This is a genomic window from Paraburkholderia sediminicola (assembly GCF_046026675.1).
In the GTDB taxonomy this organism is placed as follows: Bacteria; Pseudomonadota; Gammaproteobacteria; order Burkholderiales; family Burkholderiaceae; genus Paraburkholderia; species Paraburkholderia sediminicola_F.
In genome coordinates this window covers 3,831,138-3,852,939 of the sequence record NZ_JAQQEY010000002.1, presented here as the reverse complement: position 1 = coordinate 3,852,939, position 21,802 = coordinate 3,831,138, and the positions used below count along the sequence as shown (strand labels likewise).

The window sequence follows — 21,802 nt, the reverse complement described above, 5'->3', positions numbered from 1 at the left end:
ACGGATCTGCGTTTGAAGTCGTGATTCATTCGGGAGTAGGCAATGAACGATCTGTTGGCGTTCGTCATCGAAGCACATGGTGGTCTGGGGCGCTGGAACGGTTTCACGAAACTCAAAGCGGCCCTGACGGTCGACGGGGCGATCTGGCATTTGAAGCAACAACCGGGGCTGCTCAGCGACAAAATCTTCGAGATCAACACGCACACAGAGCAGTTGACGATCACGCCATTCAGCGCACCCGACATGCGCAGTGTATTCGTACCCGACAGGCTCACGCTGGAGACCTTCGCTGGCGAAGTCGTAGAAAGTCGCGAGAATCCGGAAGCTTCTTTTGCCGGGCAAACTGTCGAGACTCCGTGGGACAGATTTCACGTTGCCTATTTCGCCAGCGAAGCTCTTTGGACCTATTTGACTTCACCGTTTCTCTATACGTACCCCGGTTTCGAAAGCGAAGAGATCGAGCCGTGGCACGAAAACGGCGAAGTGTGGCGGCGCCTGAAAGTCACTTTTCCGGACTATATTGCGAGCCACACGAGAACGCAGGTTACGCATTTCGGGCCCGATGGGCTCATGCGGCGTCACGACTACACGGTCGACATTTTGGGCGGCGCGGCCGGCGCGAATTACACGACTAACTATCGCGAGTTCCAAGGCATCATGATGCCGACCACGCGTCGAATCTACGCCTATGACGAGGCCATGCAGAAGGTGCCGGAGCCACTACTGGTCTCGCTCGACTTCGGCGAGCTCAGTTTCAGCTAAGTGAGCCTTGCTTCACTAGACCCTCACGCCTCATTAACTGCCCAGACCGCCAAACAGCCGATGACGGCGATTCCATTGCCTAGAATCAGGTTACGCGCAGAACGCTTTCGAGCATCTCGATTGCAGCAGCGTTCGCAGTCGAGCCTGCGCGCCCGAATCCCGACTTGTAGTAATCGTAAGGGGAATCGTCATGGCGACTTACGTAGTTCTTGCGCAATTTACTGATCAAGGTATCCGCGCCGTCAAAAACAGCGCACAGCGGGCTGGTCAAGCGGCAGAGATGGCCAGGAGTTTTGGCTGTGAAATGAAGGAGATCTACTGGACGATGGGCCAGTACGACATTGTCACGATCGTGGAAGCACCGGATGAGCAAAGCTTCATGTCATTCGGCCTGGCACTCGGCTCCGCAGGCAATGTCCGCACGCAAACGCTTCGTGCATTAAAGAAAGACGAATTCAGCGCTCTTCTCGGCAAACTCCCATAAAACAGGCCGACACCAGGCTCGTCAACCGCTTCTCTCTGCGATTCTTTTGCTACGCCGGCAAGCGTCACGATGCGCCGCGGCGAGGCGCGCGCATCGCAACGAACCGATCAGCGGTTCACGAGCTTGGCGGAATAGGTCAACGCAAGCGCGCAGCCGACGATCATGCATGCGGCAAAGCCGAATAGACCCGCGCTTTGCGAATGGAACGTATCGCGCAGCCAGCCGATGAAATACGTGCTGCCGAAGCCGCCGAGGTTGGCGATCGAACAGGCGAAGGCGATACCCGCCGCAGCAGCGGGGCCCTTCAGGAAGGTCGAAGGCAGCGACCACACCACGGGCATCGCAGCGGCCGCGCCCGCGTTGATCAGCGAGAACAGAATGACCGTCGCGACTGTGCCGTGGTGACCCGAACCGGCAATAACCAGCGCAACCGCCGCCACCAGGAACGGGACCACGATATGCCAGCGGCGTTCACGCATCCGGTCGGAACTGGCGCCGCAGTAGAGCGTGCTCAACACGGCTAACGCATTCGGAATCGCCATCAGCCAACCGATGTGATACGGATCGGCAACGCCGGTATCGCGCAGGATCGAGGGCAGCCAGAAGCTCGTCGCGTACAGCCCGAGCAGCACGCACAGATCGATGAGACCGAGCGCCCATACCTTGAAATCGACGAATGCGCCGCTCAGTGAATGACTTTTGTTCCCGGACGGCTCCGCGTCGAGATTCGCGCGCAGCGTTTTCTTCTCCGCGGCGCTCAGCCAGCGGGCGGATTCGATGTTATTCGGCAGCCACGCGAGGATCGCAATGCCGAGCGCGATCGACGGCAGCGCTTCGAGCAGGAACAGCCATTGCCACCCGCCCAGGCCGTGCGCGCCGTTGAAGAACGCCATGATCCAGCCGGAAATCGGACTGCCAATCATGCTCGACAGCGGCAAGCCGACCATGAACAGCGCCACGATGCGAGCCCGGCGCGCATCGGGATACCACTGCGTCAGATAGAGCAGCACGCCCGGCAGAAATCCGGCTTCGGCGACGCCGAGCAGGAAGCGCACGATATAGAACTGCATCGGCGTGGTGACGAACAGCGTCGCGCCCGATAGCAGCCCCCAGGTAATCATGATCCGGGCGATCCACAAGCGCGCACCGACCCGCTGCAGAATCAGATTGCTCGGTACTTCGAAGAGGATATAGCCGGCAAAAAACAGACCCGCGCCGAGGCCGTAGACGGTATCGCTGAACTTGAGCGCGTCGAGCATCTGCAGCTTCGCGAGACCAATGTTGATTCGGTCGAGATACGCCGCGAAATAGCACAGACAGAAGAACGTGATGAGACGGATCGTAACCTTGCGATAGAGCTCGCTGTTGTCGGTGCTGCTCGTGTCGAGCACGGCACTGCCCTGATAAACATTCGCCATGACTGCCACTCCCGGAAGGTGGTGCGAAAAAAGGTGGATGTCGTGCGACAGAGATCACTCGCACTTCGCTTGCAGATGTCTGTGTATCACGCTAAAAACATAGCGTATACGCTTCAAAATACGATGCGAAAAAATATCAGTCAAAGCCCATCGAATTTCCTCGATTAGTCGCTAGATTCATCGTAGAAATGCCTGTAATTCGTGCTTTTTCACGAGCTTGTGCGTGCCTGTTGTACAACGAACGCGCATGAAAAATATAAAGCGTACTAGCTACAAATAAGCCATGTGATGCGTGCGCCTGATCCAGTCCGTATCGAGGGCTCTGTTAGAGGGTGTACACTCTTTCTCTTTCGTCTTCAGGCCGCCCGGCCTTGTACCCCTATGGCGCCGCGCAAGGATTCCTACGACTTTCACGATCAGATCGGCCACTTGTTGCGTCGTGCGTATCAACGGCACGTCGCGATTTTTCAGGAAGCGATTCCCGATTCCGATCTGACCGCCGCGCAGTTCGTCGCACTGTGTGCGGTCAAAGAACAGCAACCGTGTTCACTGAACGACATCGTCAAAGCAACTGCGATCGATCAGGCGACGATCCGCGGCGTCGTCGAGCGCCTGAAGGCGCGCGCGCTGATCGAGGTGGGTGCCGACCCGAACGATGGACGCAAGCTCGTCGTGCGTCCCACCACGGCGGGCCTCGCACTGATCGAGCGCACCGTGCCGTTCGCACAGGAGGTCACGGAGCGCACCTACGGCGCGCTGAATGCGGGCGAGCGCGTCGCCATGCTGTTTCTGCTACGCAAAATGATGGAGTCGGACGCGGACGGCGAGTAGGCGAGTCACGCTGTAGTCGTCCCGCCTGGCTCCTAAGTATTCGCCGCCTGTGCCGGTTCAGCCGCCAGCAGCTTTCCGGCGGCGCGCAAACCTTCGCGCACGGTCTCTTGCGTGAACGGCGGCGCGAGCAGGCGCACGCCAGTCGCGTCGTAGATCGCATTCGCGAGCGCGGCGGGTCCAGGCACGGAGGCCGATTCGCCGGCGCCCAGCGGCGGTTCGCCTTGACGCGGCATCAGCACGATATCGACGGCCGGCAACTCCGGAAAAGTCAGGATCGGGTAACTGCCCCATTCGCGGCTCGCCACCTTGCCGTCGACGAATCGCACGCGCTCCTTGAGCGAGCGGCTGAGTACCTGGATCACGTTGCCGTGAATCTGATGACGCACGCCGTCGGGATTGATCATCGTGCCGGTGTCCTGGCCGACGGTGATGCGCTCGACCCGCACCTGCCCAGTCACGCAATCCACAACGAGTTCCACCGCCCATGCCGACCATGCCGCGCCAAAGCCCGGAAAGCGGCTGTGCACGTAGCGCGCGTAAGCGACGCCATGTCCGCGCGCATAGCGCTCGTCGGCCGCTTCACTGCCGCGCTTGCGATGCTTCCACCCGGCGCGCGCGGCAACCGCTTCGAGCAGTTCGGCGGCGCGTGTGTCGTTCAGATGGCGCAACCGAAATTCCAGTGGGTCGCAGCCGGTTAGCGCTGCCATTTCATCGGCGAACGAATCGTGCGCGAACGAGTTGGGCAGCGCCGACACACCGCGAAACCATGACGAGCGCACGAGCGGGGCGAGATCATCGCATGCAAAACGGCGGTGCGGGCTTTCGTACGGTGAGACGGCGGTGCGGTCGCCCATTTCGAAGACGCGCGCTTGTGGGGCGACGGCGCTTGTCAGCAGCGAAGCGAGCAGCGGCGCATCGTTCGACGGATAGCGCGCCACGAAGTCGTAGCCGAGCAGACGGCCGTCATCGCTTACCGTGCCGGTGACGTCCACCACCTGGCCACAGCCTTTCGGCTCCCACGTGTGTTCGTCGGCACGCGAGAGCTGCACGCGTACCGGCGCACCGGCCGCGCGCGAGAGCAGCAGCGCGTCGCCGCAGACGTCGTCCGCACAATTGCGTCCGTAGCAACCCGCCGCCTCCATGCGGACGACGTCGATGTCGGCTTCGTCGCGTCGCAAGAGGGTCGCGAGGTCGCAGCGTAGCGAGACCGGGTTTTGCGTGCCTGACCAGACGGTGATGCGTCCCTTGCCGGGTTCCCGGTAGTCGGCCACCGAACACGATGGACCGATCGAGCCATGCATCTGATAAGGCCATACGTAGGTGCGTGACAGTGTGATCGTACCTGGCAGGCCGCGCACGGATTCGACGTCGCCTTCTTCCAGCAGAGGCCGTCGTTTTGACGGCGCAGCGGAGATCGCTGCGCCCGGGTCATCCAGGGATTCGAGCGGCGGCAGCGGCTTCCATTTGACGCGCAACTCACGCGCGGCGCGAATCGCCTGTTCCTCGCGCTCGGCCACGACGCCCACGAAATCGCCGATCACCACCACGTCTCGTACACCGGCAATATGGGCGACGGATTCACGGTCAACCCGCTCGAAAGATGTGCCGACGAAAGCGCCGCTATCGATGCCGGTATAAGGCGGACGCACCACCCGCCCATGCAGCATGCCGGGCACGCGCATGTCATGCACAAAGGTCAACGCGCCGGTCGCCTTCGCCGGCAGATCGACGCGCGGCGATGAACGCCCGACGAGCCGGTACGTCGATGGATCCTTGACGGGCGTGCCGGTGTCGAGTTCAAGCGTCATGCTGCGGCCAGCGAGAAGTTCGGCAAATGTCACGCGTGCGCCATGCGGGTTGGCCGCGCAGAAAATCTGGGCGTCATCGGTGGCAAGCTGTTCTATGGCGACACCGAGGCGCTGCGCCGCGAGTTCGAAGAGTGCGCCGCGTGCCTGCGCCGCTGCACAACGCAGCGGCACCGCCGAAATCTGGATCGTCGCACTGGCGATCGTGGGACCTTGATTCGGCGTGGCGGCGGTGTCGCCGAGCAACACCGTGACGCGCTTCGCCGGGACGTCGAGTTCTTCCGCGACGATCTGGCCGAGCGATGTGCGTATGCCCGTGCCGAGATCGACGTGACCGTTGAACGCGAGGATCCGTCCGTCATCGAGTATCGCGACGAAGACTTCGGGTACCTCCGGCACGTAGGTCGAGAGGCTGCCGGGCTGTCCGGCGGCGGGCCTGACGGGCGCAGCCGGCCGGCGGATCACGGCAAGGCGGCCGACGCTTGCCAGAAGTTCGGAGCGCTTCACGGGCAGAGTCCTAAGATGTGCACCACGCTCATGCGTCAACGCACGCGCTGCTCGATCGCGACCAGCGCGTCCGTGAGCGGCATCACCGCGGCATACTTCTGCTGCATGTCGAACAGGTTCGCGTCGTGCGGGCCGATTGCCCGATCGCCGACACAGTCGGACAACACCAGCGGCCGGAACCCATACGACATCGCATCGACGACGCTGGCCCGCACGCAACCACTCGTCACCGCGCCGGCCACGAACAGCGTCTGCACGGCGCGCTGCGTGAGCCACGGCGCGAGTTGCGTGCCGAAGAACGCCGACGGCACGGTCTTGCGGACCACCAGTTCGCCTTTCGCGGGTGTCAGTTCCGGCACGATCGCGCTGTCGGGATGGTCTTCGGTGAGCGTCGCCATGCCCGGCACCTTCAGCGAGAACACGTTGTCGTCGCTGCCGTCCTCCGCGTAGACGATGCGGCTGTGCGCGACCGGCCAACCCGCGGCGCGTGCATGTGCAAGCGCCTTCACGGTGCGTGCAATCGCTGGCGCGATATTGCCGCCGCCGAATGTAGACGGATCGGCAAAGCCGACCGCGAAGTCGACGATCAACAGACCGATATTGCCGTGCACGGGCAGTGGTGTGCCGAACCCTTGCTGCTGATAAACATGGGCTTCGGCGTGCGTTTGGGGAGCATTCATCGCATCAGGTCTCAGAGTGTCGATTCAATTACGCGACCGTCGCGCACGACGACATCGTCGTCGAGCAGCACGGTGCAGTGGCGCAGCGGAATATCGATGTGACAGGTCGTCGTGCGGCTGCCGCCGCCTTCGTTGTTCGGGCCGAGCGAGAAGAGGAAATTACCTTCGAACGCGCGCGCATCCATGCCGATGGTCGCTTCGCGATCGTAGAGCCCGAGCGTCGACCAGCGCGCACGCGGCTGCAGCCCCCAGCCGATATGCGAGATCGCATAGCCTTCTGGGTCATTGAAGGTTTCCATGTAGTCGCGCAGTAGCGCTGCATCGACACCCCCTTCGATCTTTGTCGCATAGCCGCCTTCCACGGTCAGCACAATCGGCTCGCTCACATAGCGCTTCTGCGGCAGCAGGATGTCGCCGCGATCGATCACGATCGTGCCGTGCGCGGTGCGATCGTTCGGATAGGTCAGAGCGAAGCCGCTCGGCCAGTGATCCCAGCGGCCCGGTTCGTCGACGAATCCATATTCGGCGGTTGGCCCGAACTCGCCGAGCGGACACACGAGCGACGTGCCTGCCGGGGACGTCACGCGCATTTCACGCGCGGCGGAGATGCGCTTCGCGGCGCCCAACACGCGCGTGCGGTCGGCCTGGGTCGGCACCATGCGCGCGAGCACCTCGGGAGGTTCGACGGCCAGCAGGATTTTCGTGCCGGACTTCAGGATGTCGTGCTGCTCGGGGGAGAACAGCAGGGTCATCAGATCGAGCACGAGATCGCTCGCTTTCAGCGCGGCGATCGCGGGGCCGTTGCCGGTGAGCGGTGTAGTGCCCAGATAGGCGAGCGAATCGCGGCTGAATGCTTTCTCGCCGTTCACCGGCGGCAGATCGAGCCGATTGACGATCGCCCCCATCGATTGCGTCGCGATGAGTGCGCACGACAAGGTCTGCGGATGCGTGGCCGGGCTCGTCAGGATCGTGACGCTCTGGCCGGGTTCGAGGCGGGACAGCGTAAGGACTTCCTTCCACGCTTCGATCAATTGGTAGTCGCTGACTGGCATCGACGGTTCCTTTTTACGGTCAGTAGGCGAGCGGCGCACCGAGGAAATCGCTGAAGGCAGCGTAGAAGCCGGCAGCGTTGTCCCACGGAATCATGTGGCCGGCGTTGGGCACGCGTACGTGCAGCATCGCCGGTGTGGCGCGCTGCAGTTCGGCGACGTCCTCGTCGCGCACCACGTCGCCGTTCTGCGCGGTCATCAGCAGCGAGGGCACGGTAAGACGGGCGGCGTCCGCGTGGAAATCGTCGGTGTGGAAGCCTTCATAGGAGGCGAGGATCGCGCGCTCGTCGCAGGTATGCAGCCATTCGGCGCGCAACTGGCGTTCGGCTTCCGTCCAGGTCGGGCAGAACGCGCGCATGCCTTCGGCGTCGGTGCCGGTGCGCGCGAGCGCCATCGAATCGACGTACCAGGGCAGCTTGCCCGGATAGTCACGGCGGCCGGGCCCGGAAACCGGCGGATCGATCAGCGCCACCGATGCGAGTCCGCGCGGCGCATGCAGCGCCGCACGCGCCGCAATGCGCGCGCCCATGGAATGACCGACCAGGCTGAATTCACCCAGACCGAGCGCCGCGACGAACGCGGCCACGTCGGCGGCTTGCGCGTCGAGGCTGTAGTCAAGGGTCGGCGATGCCGACGACAGGCCGCGGCCGCGCACGTCGAGTACATAGGTGTCGTGCGTGCGGCCCAGCACTTCGCCGACGAAGCCCCACGTGATCGCCGGACTGGTAATGCCCGGAATCAGCACGATAGCGGGGCGTTTCGCGCGTGAACCGTCGGCGCCGCCGTAGCGCAGATAGTGCTGACGGATGCCGTTGGCCGCGACATTCGCGCCGTACAGGAAGGTAGTCATGGTGCGTCCTCTTGCGGCGGCGGTCAGTAAGCGCCCGACAGCAGGGCGCCTGCGCCCGGCACGATCGGTTCGAGATCGAGTTCGCGCAGCATCGCGTAGGTGGTGGCGATCGCGGCTGTAATCACCGGTTTGCCTGTCATGGCCTCGACCTTGGCGACCGCCGGCAGCGACGGCATTTGCACGCAGGCGGACAGCACGATTGCGTCGGCCTGCTCGAAAGGCATGCTTTTGACGATGTCGGGCAAGCGTGCGGGATCGTGGCGGCCCACGTCCAGGTTGTCGGGGATTTCGAGCGCGCGATAGTCGATGACTTCATACCCTTCGTGGCGGATGTAGTCGACCACGAGCTCGGTCAAGGGTTTCATGTACGGTGCCACGACGATGACGCGTTTGGCGCCGATCACACGCAGTGCATCGACGAGCGCGCCGGCGCTCGTCAGGACAGGCGCCTGCCCGCCGTTTTCCGCCGTGCGCTGCGTCAGGCGTGCCTGCGATACGCGGTGATAACCGTGACCCATGGCCATAATCGCGACGAGGCAGGCATAGCCGAGCACGTCGACGCGCGCGTCGGACAACTCGAGCGCGCAGCGGTCCGACTCGGCGTCCATTGCCGCCAGCTCTTCCTTGACGACCTTCTTCATGCGCATCCGGCTCGAATGGAAGGTGAAGCGCTGCGGGCGGATCGTCTCGCGCAGTCGCAGCATGGCCGGAATCTCCGTTTCCATCGTGGTGTTCGAGCTCGGCACGATCTGGCCGATCCGGTATGTCCTGGTCATTGTGATGCTCTCCGATCAATGTGGGTGATGCCCGGCGCCTTGCGACTGCGAACGGCGTCGTACGTTGAAGCAAAGTCTAGTGTGTACATTATAAAAATTCAACAGAATAAAAATACTCCGGAAGGACGACAAGAGGGATTAAAGCGAGTTTGCGCGTATATAGGCGAAAAATTCGGCGTTCGAGTACACAAAAAATTTTTGTTGTCGAAAGAATTTCTAATGTGTACGCTACATTTAATCGAACTCAACCGGACCGTCGAAGCATGTCGCTGGGCGGGCGCACGAACAGGAGAACATCATGAGAAAAACCCGTATCGCCGTTATCGGCGCTGGCCTCGGCGGCACGGCGGCTGCCGCGTTGTTGCAACGCAGCGGTTATGACGTCAGGCTCTACGAACAGGCTCAGGCGTTTTCGCGCCTTGGTGCGGGTATTCACCTGGGGCCGAATGTGATGAAGATCATGCGTCGCATCGGCTGCGAAGACGCTCTGAACGTGATGGGCTCGCATCCCGACTTCTGGTACAGCCGTGACTGGAAAACGGCCGAAGCGATCTCGCAGATTCCGCTCGGCGATCACGCGCTCAAGGCCTATGGCGCGAGCTATCTGACGGTCCATCGTGGCGACTTTCATGCGCTGATGACCGAGGCGGTTGCGCCCGGCACGATCGTTTTCGGCAAATGCCTGAAGTCTGTCGAGGACACCGGCAGCGACGTGCGCATGACCTTCACGGACGGCTCTGTCGAGACGGCCGACATCGTGATTGGCGCGGACGGCGTCAACTCGAAGATCCGCGATCACCTGCTGGGCTCGGAACCGCCGCGTTATACGGGCTATGTTGCGCATCGCGCGGTCTTCCCCGCGTCGCTGCTCGGCCACAAGCCGTATGACATGTGCGTGAAGTGGTGGTCGGAAGACCGTCACATGATGGTCTACTACGTGACCGAGGCGCGTGACGAGTACTACTACGTCACGGGCGTGCCGCAGGCCGAGTGGCCCACCGGGGTGTCGATGATGGAAAGCAGCCGCGAAGAAATGCGCGAGGCGTTCGCGGGTTTTCATCCGGACGTGCAGAATCTGATCGACGTGTCGCCGTACATTACGAAATGGCCGTTACTCGAACGCGATCCGCTGCCGTTGTGGAGCCGTGGCCGTCTGGTGCTGCTTGGCGACGCATGTCATCCGATGAAGCCGCACATGGCGCAGGGTGCGGCGATGGCGATCGAAGACGCGGCCATGTTGACGCGCTGCCTCGATGAAGTGGGCGCAACCGACTACGCGGGGGCTTTCGCGTTGTACGAAGCGAACCGTGCGACGCGCGCCTCCAAGGTGCAACTGGTCTCCCACAACAACACGTGGCTGCGTACGAATGAAGATCCGTCGTGGGTCTTTGGCTACGACGTGTTCAACGTACCGCTCATGTCGCCGACCGCCGAGGTTGCTTCGGCCTGAGTGTGAGTGGCAAGCACGCAATACGGAAGCGCGTGGCGCCGGCGCCATAGCACGCCGCGTGCTTCGGCTGTAAGGTCGTCCTTTTTCATTTGTGAACAGGCTGAGATATGGCGCATTCGAGTCCGCCCGCCGGTCCGCTGACACTCACCGTCAACGGCGTTCGTCGCACCGTTCAGGGTGCCACGCCGGATACGCCACTGCTGTATATCCTGCGCAACGACTTCGAGCTGAATGGGCCGAAGTACGGATGCGGCCTCGGGCAGTGTGGCGCGTGCACGGTGATCGTCGACGACCAGCCGACGCGTTCGTGCGTCGTGCCCGCGAGCATTGCGATCGGGCGCAAAGTCACGACGCTAGAAGGACTAGGGACGGCCGATGCGCTGCACCCGGTGCAGCGCGCATTCATCGACGAACAGGCGGCGCAATGTGGTTACTGCCTGAACGGAATGATCATGAGCGCGAAGGCGCTGCTCGACCGCAACCCGGAGCCTGACGACGACACGATCCGCGACGCGCTGCGCTTCAATCTGTGCCGATGCGGCACGCACTTCGAGATCGTCAACGCGGTGCGCCGCGCTGCGCAATATCTGCGGCATGAAGGTGCGCATGAATCAGAACGGTGACGACCTCGTAGCGGTGCGTGATGATGAACATGGGCTTGAGTCTGTGGGTGCGCAGTCTGTCGGGAACGAAAAGTCCGGTGCAGCGCTGTACCGGTCGGAACGGTATCAATGGCCCGTACGCACGCAAACGGGCGACGCAGCTGCTATGGCCTATGCGGACCTGATGGTCGAGACCGGTCACGAGCGCGACGGCACGATGACAACGTGGCAATACCGTGCGCGGCTGGAGTACAAAGAGGCTTCTGCGCGCGATGACGATATCGAATCTGCTGCGCCTTTGCTGGTCTACCGGCACGCTCAGACGTCCGTGGCGGTCGAAACGTCCGCGGCTCGGACAATTCCTGTTCAGGCGCATGCATTTGCCCGCGAATCATTCATCGACGAACTCGCCCATGCGCTGCAACGCGATCCTGTCGCGTTGCGCCTGCAGCACCTCGACGCGCAGCGTGACGGCGGCGCGCGCGAAACGATCCGCATGGTGACCGAGCGTGCCGCGTGGGGTGGGGTGCTTGCGGCTCGGGTTGAGCCGCCGTCGCCCTGGATGCGCGGACGCGGCTTCGCGTTCGACGGCGAAGCGCTTGAACACAGCGCGCCGCTGTCGTCGGCTGAGAAGGGTAGTTTGCCTGTTCGCGTCACGACGGGAACGCCGAATCCGGGTGCCGATAGCTGGACGGCGTGGGTCGTGGACGTCGACGTGAATCGTGAAACTGGCGATGTCGCCATCAGGCGCGTGGTTGCGGGCCGTGGTTCGGGTGAGCCGGGTGCCGCGCGCGTCTCTGGCTTGCCGTCGTGGCAGGTGGCCGATGCGATCGAGCGCTCCACCGGCGTGCGCTTTCTTGCCCGGTCAGCTCACGATGAAACCGGCTCTGCGAATGGCGATGCCGCGGTGTCGCATGAACTGAGCGTGGCGGGGAGGGCACTCAACGAGTCGACTGCCGGGTTGGCTCGGACCTTGACGAGCGCGGAGGCCGACACGATAGAGCGTGCTGCCGCGCCCGCCGCCGCCGCGATTGCGAACGCCTTGTTCGACGCAACCGGAGTGCGTTTCCGCGCACCTCCGTTCGACGCGGAGCGCATCCGCCGCGCGCTGGCCGACGTACCTTCCGGTATGTTGGACGCGGCGCCTGCGCAAACGCGTCGTCCGTCACGTTGGCGGCGCTGGTTGGCCGGGGGCGGCGTCGGTGGCGTGATGGGCGGTTTGATCGGCCTCGCGTGCTCGGTCCTGCCAGGACCGGCGCCGATCGCACCGATTTCCACCGTCGATACTTCCCTGTGGTCGCCGGCCACGCTCGAACGCGGTCGTCAGATCGCCGCCGCGGGCGATTGCGCGGTCTGCCACACCGTGCCGGGCGGCAAGACCAATGCTGGCGGCTTCGCGCTCGACACGCCGTTCGGCACCGTCTACTCGACCAATCTCACGCCCGATGCGCAGACCGGCATCGGCACCTGGTCATACGAAGCGTTCGCGCGGGCGATGCGCGAAGGTGTTTCGCGCGACGGCTCGCATCTTTATCCGGCGTTTCCGTACACCGCGTTCGCGAGGATGAGCGAGTCCGACATGATGGCGCTCTACGCATATCTGATGTCGCAAGCGCCGGTCAGAAACGCGCCACCGAAAACGAACTTGCCGTTCCCGCTCAATCAAAGACGGCTGGTGGCCGGCTGGAATTGGCTGTTTCATGACATGCGTCCGTTCCTCCCTGACGAGACGCGCTCGGCGCAGTGGAATCGCGGCAAGTATCTGGTCGACGGCGCAGGGCATTGCGGCGCGTGTCATACACCGCGCAATGCGATCGGCGCGGAGAAGGGCGGTTTTGCCTACCTGTCGGGCGGGAGCGCGGAAGGCTGGGACGCGCCGTCGCTGGTGGCTTCGCGTGCGTCGCCGGTGCCGTGGTCCGAGGCAGCGCTATTCGACTATCTGCGTACAGGCTTTTCTGCAGAGCACGGTGTGGCGGCGGGGCCGATGGCACCCGTCGTCGCCGGGCTTGCTACGTTACCGGAGTCCGACGTGCGCGCGATGGCTCACTACGTCGCTTCGTTGTCGCCACCCGTTGACGTGGAGGTGTCCGCCCGTGTTGCGGCCGCGCGTGCAATTGCTACAGACGCAGGCTCGACGACGACACTTGGTTTCGAAAACGGCCGTCGCATTTTCGAAGCATCGTGCGCGGTGTGTCATGCGGAATCGGGCGGCGTCGGCCATTTCGGCGTGCGCCCGTTGATGGGGCTGAACACGAGCGTTGCCCATCCCTCACCGGACAATCTTCTGCATGTGTTGCAACACGGAATCGATCAGCCCGCAACGGAATCGTTGGGTTACATGCCCGGATTCGCAGATGTATTCGACGACAAGCAGATGGCCGAGCTCGCGTCGTATATCCGCGCGCGCTACGCGCCGGGGCAGCCGGCCTGGCGCAACCTCGAATCGGCGTCGGCAAGATTGCGCGCGGGACACTAGCGTCGTCCGAGCAAATACGCGGTAGTCATCTCCACGAGCTCCCGCTTCAGGATCGGCGTTCCTAACGTGCCCCTGTGCGCGGCATCATGAATGACTCCCGAAACGGCAGAGGAAAGGACTTGCGCGGCCACCGCAACTGATTCCCGGCCGCGCCGGTTCCCCGCCGCCGCGACCATCGCGGTATAGCGCCGGAGATACTCCGTCTCGAACTTATCGTGAGCGGCCTTCAAACCTTCAATGTAGGGCGCCTCCTCAAGCAGCATGCGATGCAGTGCCGGATTGATGTTGTGGACTCCGATCATGCCGTGGACTAGTTGCTCGATGCGCCACGCGATTGGCATCGCGTCATCGTCGATCGCGCGCAGTACCGCAAGGACCTCGTCGAAGTGACGCGTCGTGATCGCCACCACCAACACGTTCTTGTTTGGAAAGTACTGATACAGCGAGCCAATGCTCACACCGGCGACTTCGGCGACCTCGTTGGTCGTGAATCGAGCCCAGCCCCAGCGCCCCAAAACCTGAGCATCTGCCGTGAGAATAGCCTCGACCGTGGCGCGCGAACGCGCTTGCCGTGGGGCTTTGCGCATCGTTGCAGCGTGCGTGGGAATGCGAGTAGCCAAATCACCGCCCTCAAGTGAATATGAGCCACATGCTCACATTAATCGATGGGCTTGACAACTGCGTGCGTGCCCGCCGCGCGAGGACACCTGGATGACCGCAATGTCCGAGTTGGCGTATGACGCGGCGGTGCTCCGTGGGACTACACCGATCGTCGAGCAACTCGCCGAGGCCGTGCCTCAAGGCATCGACGTTTTTATCGATAACGTCGGAGGCGAACAGTTGCAGGCTGCCATCGCCAACGCACGCGTTGGTGCGCGTTTTGTGATTCTCGGCGCACTGTCAGGGCAATTGGCGGCTCACGGCCCTGGACGAACCGCACCGGTCGAGCTGGATTCCATGCAGCTTCTTCTGAAGAAGATAACGTTGCGCGGTTACAGCGCCGACGATGACCCTCATATGCACGCAGAGTGGATCAGCCGATTTAACTTGTGGCAGCCTCGGCGCCTTTCTCAATCAATACCTGATTGACCACGTCGAGGAAAGCCTGCACGAGTCGCGCGGCTTTACGCTCGGCGAGGCAGGCGACATGTGCGTGAGTCGATACCTGCTCGCCGTGGATCGTCAGCTTGCGCAGCCGCGAATCGTCGACATGTTCGCGCTCCGATACCGCCGCGATGCCGAGGCCAAATATGACCGCTTCGCGCACCGCCTCCCGGCTGCCCACTTCCAACGCAAAATTTGGCTCGATGCCGTGCTTGCGTAGTGCGTCTTCCAGCGCCTTGCGGGTGGTCGAGCCCGGCTCGCGCATGATCATGGGCTCGTTGCGAAGCTCTTCCAGACGAACGCTGCGCCGGCGCGCCAGTCGATGCGTCGCCGGAACGATGATGACCAATGGGTGCTGACGATAGGGCACATAGTGAAGCAGGGGGTTTGCGCCGTATTGCGCAAGCACCGCGACGTCCGTTTCATACGACAACAGGCCGCGTACGGTTTCCTCCGAGTTGCCGAGCCGGATCGATACGCGCAATCCCGGGTAGCGAAGATGAAACGCCGCGACGATTTCCATTGCATGGAGTGGCCCGACCGCGCCCACGTGGATGATTCCGGTACTGAGGCCTGCCGATTCCTTCAGAAAGTCGATGGCCTCCTGTTCGTTGCCGAACATCCGCTGGGCAATGGCGAACAGGGTTTCCCCGGCTGCGGTCAGGATGATCCGACGGCCGCTGCGGTGAAACAGCTCCACCCCGTAGCTTTCCTCCAGATCCCGCACCTGCGTTGTGACAGTCGGCTGGCTGACGTGCAGCGCCCGCGCGGCGGCCGTCACGCTGCCGTGCTTGCCGACGGCGTAAAACGAGCGCAATTGAGTGAGTCGCATAGATTGGCTGAATACATCGACAGAAATATTTGTATTTTTACTATACATCGATGTTTCCCATAATTCATCCGTAACGCACACACACGAAAAGAGGGGAGACGATGAACGGTGTCTTTTGGAATCCTGTAGAGGTGAATTTCGGCCCCGGTTGTATCGCACGGCTGCCCGAGATTCTTAACGGCCGCCGTGCCGTGGTCGTGACGTTCGCGGAGGCGGCGCAGATCGGTCTCGTGCAACGTGTGCGCGAGTTGTGCGGTGACAGCGTGGTCGCGGTGATCGACGATGTACAGCCGAACCCGGACGTCACTCATATCGCCGGGATGTACCGGGATTTCTGGCGCAGACACGAGGGCTGCCCCGTTGTCGTCGCGATCGGCGGCGGCAGCGTACTCGACACGGCCAAAACGCTGATGGTCGGTACGGAAAGCAATGAGTTCGACGAACTGCTGGCCTTGCTCGATACGGGCAAGCCGTTCACACCGCCGCGCGTGAAGTCGCTGATCACGGTGCCGACTACCGCAGGTACCGGCAGTGAGGTGACACCATGGGCGACGATCTGGGACCGCACGATCAAGCAGCGCAAGTATTCGCTGCAGCTCCCGCAGACGTGGCCGGAGGCCGCGATCGTCGATCCGGATCTCACGCTCTCGCTGCCGCATTCGGTCACGGTGCAGAGCGGTCTCGACGCGCTATCTCATGCACTCGAAGCCATCTGGAACGTCAACGCGAACCCGATCTCCGACGAATTCGCCGTGTCGGCCGCGCGCGACATGCTGGCCACGCTGCCGGCGCTCGTCGCGAATCTGCAGGACCGGACGCTACGCGAACGGGCTTCGCTGGCGGCGCTCAAAGCCGGGCTCGCGTTCTCGAACACGAAAACCGCCCTGGCGCATTCCATTTCGTATGAGATGACGATTCATCACGGTCTTCCTCATGGCATCGCGTGTTCGTTCACGCTGCCGATGGTGCTGGATCTCGCGCTTGGAAAGAACACTGCGCGCGATGCTGTGCTCGCGAAAGTCTTTCCGTGCCCACTGGCCGATGCGCGGGACTACCTGACCAATTTTCTCGAAGCGCTTGGCGTGCGTACATCGTTCTCGAGCTACGGCGTCAGTGTTGAGGAGTCGGACAGGATGATTGCGCACGCACTCAGTGGGCCACGCGGACGCAATTTCATCGCCGCAGCGGCCTGAAGTTTTCGCAGCAGCGAGGCAAGGGGATCAGCATCACGCGACGGTGATAGAGGAGGAAAAGAGACATCCGGTTTCGTACCGGCGTATCTTGCAGCACAACAAAAGCCGCATGAACGGCAAGTGCCGAGGCAGCGGACGTCACACGACGTCACGGGCCCGGCAACTATCAGGAGACAAGCAATGGAAGCAGTGGATATTGCAGGAGGCCCGGCAGTCAGCGTCGACGCCAGGTCTGTGAAGTCGGTTGCCTTGGCCAGTCTGATCGGCACGACGGTCGAATGGTATGACTTTTTCCTCTACGGCACGATCACCGGACTTGTATTCGACAAGCTTTTCTTTCCGACGGGGAACGCTTTCGTCTCCACCATGCTGGCCTATACGGTGTACGCGGTTGGCTTCGTCACCCGGCCGCTCGGAGGTGTGATCTTCGGCCATTTCGGCGACCGGTTCGGGCGCAAGCCATTGCTGGTGCTCACGCTTTCCATCATGGGCGTGTCCACGTTCCTGATCGGGATACTGCCTACCTATGCGTCGATCGGCATCTGGGCGCCGGCCTGTTTGCTGTTGTTGCGGTTGCTGCAGGGCATTGGCCTTGGTGGCGAATGGGGCGGTGCGGTGCTGATGGCTTTCGAGTACGCGCCCCGCAAACACCGCGGCCTGTACGCATCCTATCCACAGATCGGGCTCGCAATCGGCCTGTGCCTGAGCAGTGGCGTGGTGGCCGCACTGACGACCTGGCTGACGCCGGACGCTTTCCTGCAATGGGGATGGCGGGCCGCCTTCATGGCCAGCATCCTGCTCGTTGCCGTGGGCATGTTTATCCGGTTGCGCATCGTCGAGACGCCCGCGTTCACGAAGATTCGCGACACGCATGCGGTCGCGAAAGTACCGGCGCGCGAGGTATTCACCGATTACCGCAAGAACGTGTTCCTGGGTTGGGGCGCGCGCTATATCGACGGTGTGATCTTCAACACGTATGCGGTGTTCGCGCTGAGCTACCTGATCGGCATCCATCACTATGCGAAGTCGGCGATCCTGGTGGCCGTGACGCTTGCCGCACTGGTGCTGATGTTCATGATTCCGCTCGCCTCGCGCCTGTCGGACCGGATCGGCCGCCGCAAAGTGTTCGGCTGGGGTGCACTTGCCTGCGGTCTGAGCGCGTGGCCGGCCCTTGCAGTCTTTCATTACTCGACCAGCCTCACCGCCGTGACCGCGACCATCGTGATTGTGCTCGGCGTGATCTACGCGTTCGTCTACGGTCCCGAGGCCGCGCTGTTCTGCGAACTGTTCGATACGCGGGTGCGTTATAGCGGCATCTCGATCGTGTACCAGGTCTCGGGCATTGTCTCCAGCTCGATCACGCCGCTCGTCGCAACGGCGCTTCTGCACTACGGCAACCTGCAGCCGTGGTGGATTGCGCTCTACATCACATGTGTGGGGCTGCTCAGCTCGGTCTGCACTTACTTCATCCGGCGCACGTTCTGAACCTTCGCCCTACAACGAGGACCTTCGACATGAATCCACGCTCCACCATTGCCGTCAACGGCCGAAGCTATCGCTTGCCACATCGGCCGACGGTTATCGTCTGTGTCGACGGATGCGAATACGACTATCTGAATCGGGCTGCAGAAGCGGGCGCCACGCCGTTCCTGCGCGAGCTGCTCGAAAACGGCACGGCGCTGCACGCGAAATGCGTGATGCCATCCTTCACCAACCCGAACAATCTTTCGATCGTGTGCGGGGCGCCACCGGCCGTGCACGGCATCTGCGGTAACTATTTCTACGACCGCGATGCCGACGAAGGCCGTGGCCGCGAGGTGCTGATGAACGATCCGCGCTATTTGCGGGCCGGCACCCTGCTGGCAGCAGCGGCTGAGGCCGGTTCACGGGTCGCGGTGGTCACGGCGAAAGACAAGCTGCGCGCACTGCTTGGCCATGGCCTGCGCGGAATCTGCCTGTCTGCGGAAAAGGCCGACGAGGCCACCGTCGAAGCAAACGGTATCGATCAGGTGCTGGAGCGCGTCGGCAAGCCGCTGCCCGAGGTATACAGCGCGGACCTCTCCGAATTCGTCTTCGCAACCGGCGTGTGGCTGCTCGAAAACGATCGCGCGGATCTGATGTATCTGTCGACGACCGACTACGTCCAGCACAAGTTTGCCCCTGGCACCGATGGCGCGAACGCGTTTTACGCAATGATGGACCGGTATCTGTCTCGTCTGCACGAACTGGGAGCCGTCATTGGCATCACAGCGGATCACGGGATGAACGCCAAGCACGATCCGAAGACGGGCGAGCCGAACATCATCTATCTGCAGGATCTGCTCGACGACTGGCTCGGGCGCGGCGTCGAAGAAGGCGGTGTACGCGTGATCCTGCCGATCACGGATCCGTATGTCCGCCACCATGGAGCACTTGGCTCGTACGCGACGGTGTATCTGCCGGCCGGTGACGACGGCGTCGAACTGCGCAGGCGGCTGGCTGGATTGCCGCATATCGAGGCGGTGTTGACCCGTGAAGAAGCGTGCGCACGCTTCGAATTGCCACCCGACCGCGTGGGCGACCTCGTCGTCATCAGTGACAAGTCTTATGTGCTCGGCAGCAGCGCTGCGGCGCACGATCTCTCGGGACTGACGGTGCCCTTGCGCTCGCACGGCGGCCTGTCGGAGCAGACCGTGCCGCTGCTGTTCAACCGTTCGCTTGCCGGAGCGCTCGAAGGCCGGACCCTGAGGAATTTCGACGTATTCGATATCGCGTTGAATGCACTTCAGGATCAACCCGCCGTTGCATCGCTTCCGGAGCAACACGCATGAACCCTATCGATCTGAAACCACCGCAGTTTCGCGAAGAGGCGCTGCGCATCGACGGCAAAAAGCTGACGCGCGACCGCGTGATCGAAGTGACCAATCCCTACACCGGGGACGTGGTGGGCACCGTGCCGAAGGCGTCGGTCGACGACGTGCGCCTCGCCTACGATGTCGCGCTCCGATACCGGCCGACGCTGTCGCGCTTTGAGCGCGCATCGATCCTCAACCGCGCTGCGGAACTGCTGCGTGGCCGGACTGAAGAAGCAGCCGCGCTCATTACGCTCGAATCGGGTCTGTGCATGAAAGACTCGCGCTACGAGATCGGGCGCGTGGCCGATGTGTTCAACTTCTCCGCGAGCGAGGCATTGCGCGACGACGGCCAGGTGTTCTCGTGCGATCTCACGCCCCACGGAAAGAAGCGTCGCGTGATTACGCAGCGCGAACCGCTTCTCGGCGTCATTACGGCGATCACGCCGTTCAATCACCCGATGAACCAGGTGGCGCACAAGATCGCGCCGGCAATCGCCACCAACAACCGTACCGTGCTGAAGCCGTCGGAAAAGGTGCCGCTGTCCGCGTACTACCTGGCGGATCTGCTATACGAAGCCGGGCTGCCGCCGCCGATGCTACAGGTCGTGACCGGCGATCCGGCCGAGATTGCCGACGAGCTGATCACAAACCGGAACGTCGCGCTGGTGACGTTCACGGGCGGCGTTGCCATCGGCAAATACATCGCTGCGCGGGCCGGCTATCGACGGGTGGTGCTGGAGCTTGGCGGCAACGATCCGCTGATCGTGATGGACGATGCCGATCTCGAGCGCGCTTCGGACCTTGCGGTGCTCGGTTCGTACAAAAACTCCGGGCAACGCTGCACAGCGATCAAACGGATTCTTGTGCACCGGACGGTGGCTGATCGCTTCACCGAGCTGGTGGTCGAGAAGACCCGGGCGTGGAAGTGCGGTGACCCGGGCGACGCCAACAGCGACATGGGCACGGTCATCGACGAAGCGGCCGCTTCGTTGTTCGAGGCGCGGGTCAATGAAGCGATCGCACAGGGCGCACGCCTATTGATCGGCAACGAGCGTCAGGGTGCGCTCTTTCCGCCGACCGTGCTGGATCGGGTCACGCCCTCGATGGAGCTGGTCGCGCAGGAGACGTTCGGTCCGGTCTCGCCGATCATTGCATTCAACGATCTCGACGACGCTATCCAGATAGCCAACGGCACAGCGTATGGCCTGTCGTCCGGCGTCTGCACGGACAGTCTCGAGAACATCACGCGGTTCGCGAATGAACTCAACGTGGGAACCGTGAACGTTTGGGAAGTGCCCGGCTACCGGATCGAGTTGACGCCGTTCGGCGGTATCAAGGATTCGGGGCTGGGCCATAAAGAAGGGGTCCAGGAAGCGATGAAGAGCTTTACGAACGTGAAGACCTTTACGCTGCCCTGGGGCTGACAAGAAACGAAAAACAAGGAGAGTGTGATGCCGGGGAATATCGAACTGATCGCAAGGCTGCTCTTTGCGGCGGTGCTGGGCGGCGTCATCGGCTTCGAGCGGGAGCGGTTTGCGTTTCCGGCCGGACTGCGCACGCATATGCTGGTGTGCGTGGCGTCCTCCCTCGTGATGATCGTCTCGGCGTTTGGCTTCGAAGACACCCGCTCGATGCCGAACATCGCACTCGATCCATCACGTGTCGCGGCGCAGGTCGTGTCGGGGATCGGATTTCTTGGCGCCGGCGCAATTCTGCTGCGCGGCGAGGTGGTGCGAGGGTTAACAACGGCGGCGAGTGTCTGGGCGGTCGCGGGCATCGGGCTCGCGGCGGGTGGGGGACTCTACGTATTGGCGCTAGCGGCAACGGTGATCATTCTGACGACACTCACCTGGGTCAAGCCGGTTGCGCGCCAGTTGCGCACGAAAGGCAAGCTGCGTCGGGAACTACGCCTCCAGGTCGATCGAGGGGCGATCACGTTGCCGGTGTTGTGCCGCGTGTTCGGTGATGACGGGCCTCGCATCAGACAGATCAGCGTAAGCGCCGACGACGACAACGAACAGCATGAACTGATCACGATTTCGCTGTCGCGCATGTCTGCCGATGAGTTCGTTGCTTATCGCAACATGCTCTGCGGGCTGATCGGCGTGCGCGAGGTCGAGGAGATCGAAGTGCACTGAGAGGAGTGGTT

The 21,802-nt window shown here is 62.5% G+C and carries 20 protein-coding genes; 12 read left to right on the top strand and 8 right to left on the bottom strand.

Annotated elements, in window-relative coordinates; all coding sequences use genetic code 11:
* Window positions 1-54 precede the first annotated feature (54 nt).
* Both PQQ86_RS36960 and PQQ86_RS36955 read left to right on the top strand, forming a co-directional pair.
* Window positions 55-762 carry a hypothetical protein gene (locus PQQ86_RS36960; RefSeq protein ID WP_408278713.1) on the top strand — a complete coding sequence of 236 codons (708 nt, stop codon included), beginning with the start codon at window positions 55-57 and terminating at the stop codon, window positions 760-762.
* 190 nt (window positions 763-952) lie between these two features.
* Window positions 953-1,246, top strand: a complete 294-nt coding sequence (locus tag PQQ86_RS36955) for a GYD domain-containing protein (protein ID WP_211606561.1) — start codon at window positions 953-955, stop codon at window positions 1,244-1,246.
* 107 nt (window positions 1,247-1,353) lie between these two features.
* Here the strand turns inward: PQQ86_RS36955 and PQQ86_RS36950 are convergent, their stop codons facing one another.
* A complete protein-coding gene (locus PQQ86_RS36950; RefSeq protein ID WP_408278709.1) occupies window positions 1,354-2,664 on the bottom strand; it encodes an MFS transporter in 1,311 nt (436 codons plus the stop codon).
* 381 nt (window positions 2,665-3,045) lie between these two features.
* Here PQQ86_RS36950 and PQQ86_RS36945 point away from each other — a divergent pair, with 381 nt between their 5' ends.
* Window positions 3,046-3,495: a MarR family winged helix-turn-helix transcriptional regulator gene (locus tag PQQ86_RS36945; RefSeq protein WP_408278706.1), complete on the top strand. Its 450-nt coding sequence runs from the start codon at window positions 3,046-3,048 to the stop codon at window positions 3,493-3,495.
* Window positions 3,496-3,527: 32 nt separating this feature from the next.
* Here the strand turns inward: PQQ86_RS36945 and PQQ86_RS36940 are convergent, their stop codons facing one another.
* The 5 genes from PQQ86_RS36940 to PQQ86_RS36920 are packed head-to-tail and all read right to left on the bottom strand — an operon-like array spanning window position 3,528 to window position 9,162.
* A complete protein-coding gene (locus PQQ86_RS36940) occupies window positions 3,528-5,807 on the bottom strand; it encodes a xanthine dehydrogenase family protein molybdopterin-binding subunit (RefSeq protein WP_408278703.1) in 2,280 nt (759 codons plus the stop codon).
* A 35-nt stretch (window positions 5,808-5,842) separates the two neighbouring features.
* The gene (locus tag PQQ86_RS36935) at window positions 5,843-6,487 is read right to left on the bottom strand and encodes an isochorismatase family protein (protein ID WP_408278700.1); all 645 of its coding nucleotides are present in this window, start codon (window positions 6,485-6,487) and stop codon (window positions 5,843-5,845) included.
* An 11-nt stretch (window positions 6,488-6,498) separates the two neighbouring features.
* Window positions 6,499-7,539: a 2,5-dihydroxypyridine 5,6-dioxygenase NicX family protein gene (locus PQQ86_RS36930; protein WP_211707696.1), complete on the bottom strand. Its 1,041-nt coding sequence runs from the start codon at window positions 7,537-7,539 to the stop codon at window positions 6,499-6,501.
* 19 nt (window positions 7,540-7,558) lie between these two features.
* Window positions 7,559-8,386 carry an alpha/beta fold hydrolase gene (locus PQQ86_RS36925; RefSeq protein WP_408278696.1) on the bottom strand — a complete coding sequence of 276 codons (828 nt, stop codon included), beginning with the start codon at window positions 8,384-8,386 and terminating at the stop codon, window positions 7,559-7,561.
* Window positions 8,387-8,409: 23 nt separating this feature from the next.
* Window positions 8,410-9,162: a maleate cis-trans isomerase family protein gene (locus tag PQQ86_RS36920; RefSeq protein WP_028194760.1), complete on the bottom strand. Its 753-nt coding sequence runs from the start codon at window positions 9,160-9,162 to the stop codon at window positions 8,410-8,412.
* 298 nt (window positions 9,163-9,460) lie between these two features.
* Here PQQ86_RS36920 and PQQ86_RS36915 point away from each other — a divergent pair, with 298 nt between their 5' ends.
* The 3 genes from PQQ86_RS36915 to PQQ86_RS36905 all read left to right on the top strand — a co-directional run bounded on the left by PQQ86_RS36915 (window position 9,461) and on the right by PQQ86_RS36905 (window position 13,690).
* Entirely contained in the window at window positions 9,461-10,612 is a 1,152-nt protein-coding gene (locus tag PQQ86_RS36915; RefSeq protein WP_408278694.1) for an FAD-dependent monooxygenase, read from the top strand.
* A gap of 107 nt (window positions 10,613-10,719) precedes the next feature.
* A complete protein-coding gene (locus PQQ86_RS36910) occupies window positions 10,720-11,235 on the top strand; it encodes a (2Fe-2S)-binding protein (protein WP_408278691.1) in 516 nt (171 codons plus the stop codon).
* Entirely contained in the window at window positions 11,219-13,690 is a 2,472-nt protein-coding gene (locus PQQ86_RS36905) for a c-type cytochrome (RefSeq protein ID WP_408278690.1), read from the top strand. The genes PQQ86_RS36910 and PQQ86_RS36905 overlap by 17 nt, the downstream gene beginning before the upstream one ends.
* On the opposite strand, the gene PQQ86_RS36900 is transcribed toward PQQ86_RS36905, so the two are convergent.
* Window positions 13,687-14,277, bottom strand: coding sequence for a TetR/AcrR family transcriptional regulator (locus tag PQQ86_RS36900; protein WP_408278688.1), 591 nt, complete (start codon window positions 14,275-14,277; stop codon window positions 13,687-13,689). The two genes, PQQ86_RS36905 and PQQ86_RS36900, sit on opposite strands and share 4 nt — an antisense overlap.
* Window positions 14,278-14,401: 124 nt before the next feature.
* Between PQQ86_RS36900 and PQQ86_RS36895 the strand changes: the two genes are divergently transcribed.
* Window positions 14,402-14,779: a zinc-binding dehydrogenase gene (locus PQQ86_RS36895; protein WP_408278686.1), complete on the top strand. Its 378-nt coding sequence runs from the start codon at window positions 14,402-14,404 to the stop codon at window positions 14,777-14,779.
* On the opposite strand, the gene PQQ86_RS36890 is transcribed toward PQQ86_RS36895, so the two are convergent.
* Window positions 14,733-15,626 (bottom strand): LysR substrate-binding domain-containing protein, encoded by an 894-nt coding sequence (locus tag PQQ86_RS36890; RefSeq protein ID WP_408278683.1) that lies wholly within the window; start codon window positions 15,624-15,626, stop codon window positions 14,733-14,735. The two genes, PQQ86_RS36895 and PQQ86_RS36890, sit on opposite strands and share 47 nt — an antisense overlap.
* Before the next feature lie 101 nt (window positions 15,627-15,727).
* On the opposite strand from PQQ86_RS36890, the gene psrA reads away from it, so the two are divergent.
* The 5 genes from psrA (at window position 15,728) to PQQ86_RS36865 (ending at window position 21,791) form a co-directional block, all read left to right on the top strand.
* On the top strand, window positions 15,728-16,819 hold the full coding sequence (gene psrA, locus PQQ86_RS36885) for an iron-containing alcohol dehydrogenase PsrA (RefSeq protein ID WP_408278681.1): 1,092 nt from the start codon (window positions 15,728-15,730) through the stop codon (window positions 16,817-16,819).
* Between the two features lie 180 nt (window positions 16,820-16,999).
* Window positions 17,000-18,304: an MFS transporter gene (locus PQQ86_RS36880; RefSeq protein ID WP_408278678.1), complete on the top strand. Its 1,305-nt coding sequence runs from the start codon at window positions 17,000-17,002 to the stop codon at window positions 18,302-18,304.
* A 29-nt stretch (window positions 18,305-18,333) separates the two neighbouring features.
* Window positions 18,334-19,629 carry a phosphonoacetate hydrolase gene (gene phnA, locus PQQ86_RS36875; RefSeq protein WP_408278676.1) on the top strand — a complete coding sequence of 432 codons (1,296 nt, stop codon included), beginning with the start codon at window positions 18,334-18,336 and terminating at the stop codon, window positions 19,627-19,629.
* Window positions 19,626-21,077, top strand: a complete 1,452-nt coding sequence (gene phnY / locus PQQ86_RS36870; protein WP_408278674.1) for a phosphonoacetaldehyde dehydrogenase — start codon at window positions 19,626-19,628, stop codon at window positions 21,075-21,077. Before phnA ends, phnY begins: the two co-directional genes overlap by 4 nt.
* A gap of 27 nt (window positions 21,078-21,104) precedes the next feature.
* On the top strand, window positions 21,105-21,791 hold the full coding sequence (locus tag PQQ86_RS36865) for an MgtC/SapB family protein (protein ID WP_408278672.1): 687 nt from the start codon (window positions 21,105-21,107) through the stop codon (window positions 21,789-21,791).
* Window positions 21,792-21,802: the final 11 nt, after the last annotated feature.

What these genes read in the sequence shown, in the direction of transcription:
- PQQ86_RS36955 (WP_211606561.1), top strand. Translation starts at nt 953, where the DNA reads ATGGCGACTTACGTAGTTCTTGCGCAATTTACTGATCAAGGTATCCGC.
- PQQ86_RS36950 (WP_408278709.1), bottom strand. Translation starts at nt 2,664, where the DNA reads ATGGCGAATGTTTATCAGGGCAGTGCCGTGCTCGACACGAGCAGCACC.
- PQQ86_RS36945 (WP_408278706.1), top strand. Translation starts at nt 3,046, where the DNA reads ATGGCGCCGCGCAAGGATTCCTACGACTTTCACGATCAGATCGGCCAC.
- PQQ86_RS36935 (WP_408278700.1), bottom strand. Translation starts at nt 6,487, where the DNA reads ATGAATGCTCCCCAAACGCACGCCGAAGCCCATGTTTATCAGCAGCAA.
- PQQ86_RS36930 (WP_211707696.1), bottom strand. Translation starts at nt 7,539, where the DNA reads ATGCCAGTCAGCGACTACCAATTGATCGAAGCGTGGAAGGAAGTCCTT.
- PQQ86_RS36925 (WP_408278696.1), bottom strand. Translation starts at nt 8,386, where the DNA reads ATGACTACCTTCCTGTACGGCGCGAATGTCGCGGCCAACGGCATCCGT.
- PQQ86_RS36920 (WP_028194760.1), bottom strand. Translation starts at nt 9,162, where the DNA reads ATGACCAGGACATACCGGATCGGCCAGATCGTGCCGAGCTCGAACACC.
- PQQ86_RS36915 (WP_408278694.1), top strand. Translation starts at nt 9,461, where the DNA reads ATGAGAAAAACCCGTATCGCCGTTATCGGCGCTGGCCTCGGCGGCACG.
- PQQ86_RS36910 (WP_408278691.1), top strand. Translation starts at nt 10,720, where the DNA reads ATGGCGCATTCGAGTCCGCCCGCCGGTCCGCTGACACTCACCGTCAAC.
- PQQ86_RS36905 (WP_408278690.1), top strand. Translation starts at nt 11,219, where the DNA reads ATGAATCAGAACGGTGACGACCTCGTAGCGGTGCGTGATGATGAACAT.
- PQQ86_RS36900 (WP_408278688.1), bottom strand. Translation starts at nt 14,277, where the DNA reads ATGCGCAAAGCCCCACGGCAAGCGCGTTCGCGCGCCACGGTCGAGGCT.
- PQQ86_RS36895 (WP_408278686.1), top strand. Translation starts at nt 14,402, where the DNA reads ATGACCGCAATGTCCGAGTTGGCGTATGACGCGGCGGTGCTCCGTGGG.
- PQQ86_RS36890 (WP_408278683.1), bottom strand. Translation starts at nt 15,626, where the DNA reads ATGCGACTCACTCAATTGCGCTCGTTTTACGCCGTCGGCAAGCACGGC.
- psrA (WP_408278681.1), top strand. Translation starts at nt 15,728, where the DNA reads ATGAACGGTGTCTTTTGGAATCCTGTAGAGGTGAATTTCGGCCCCGGT.
- PQQ86_RS36880 (WP_408278678.1), top strand. Translation starts at nt 17,000, where the DNA reads ATGGAAGCAGTGGATATTGCAGGAGGCCCGGCAGTCAGCGTCGACGCC.
- phnA (WP_408278676.1), top strand. Translation starts at nt 18,334, where the DNA reads ATGAATCCACGCTCCACCATTGCCGTCAACGGCCGAAGCTATCGCTTG.
- phnY (WP_408278674.1), top strand. Translation starts at nt 19,626, where the DNA reads ATGAACCCTATCGATCTGAAACCACCGCAGTTTCGCGAAGAGGCGCTG.
- PQQ86_RS36865 (WP_408278672.1), top strand. Translation starts at nt 21,105, where the DNA reads ATGCCGGGGAATATCGAACTGATCGCAAGGCTGCTCTTTGCGGCGGTG.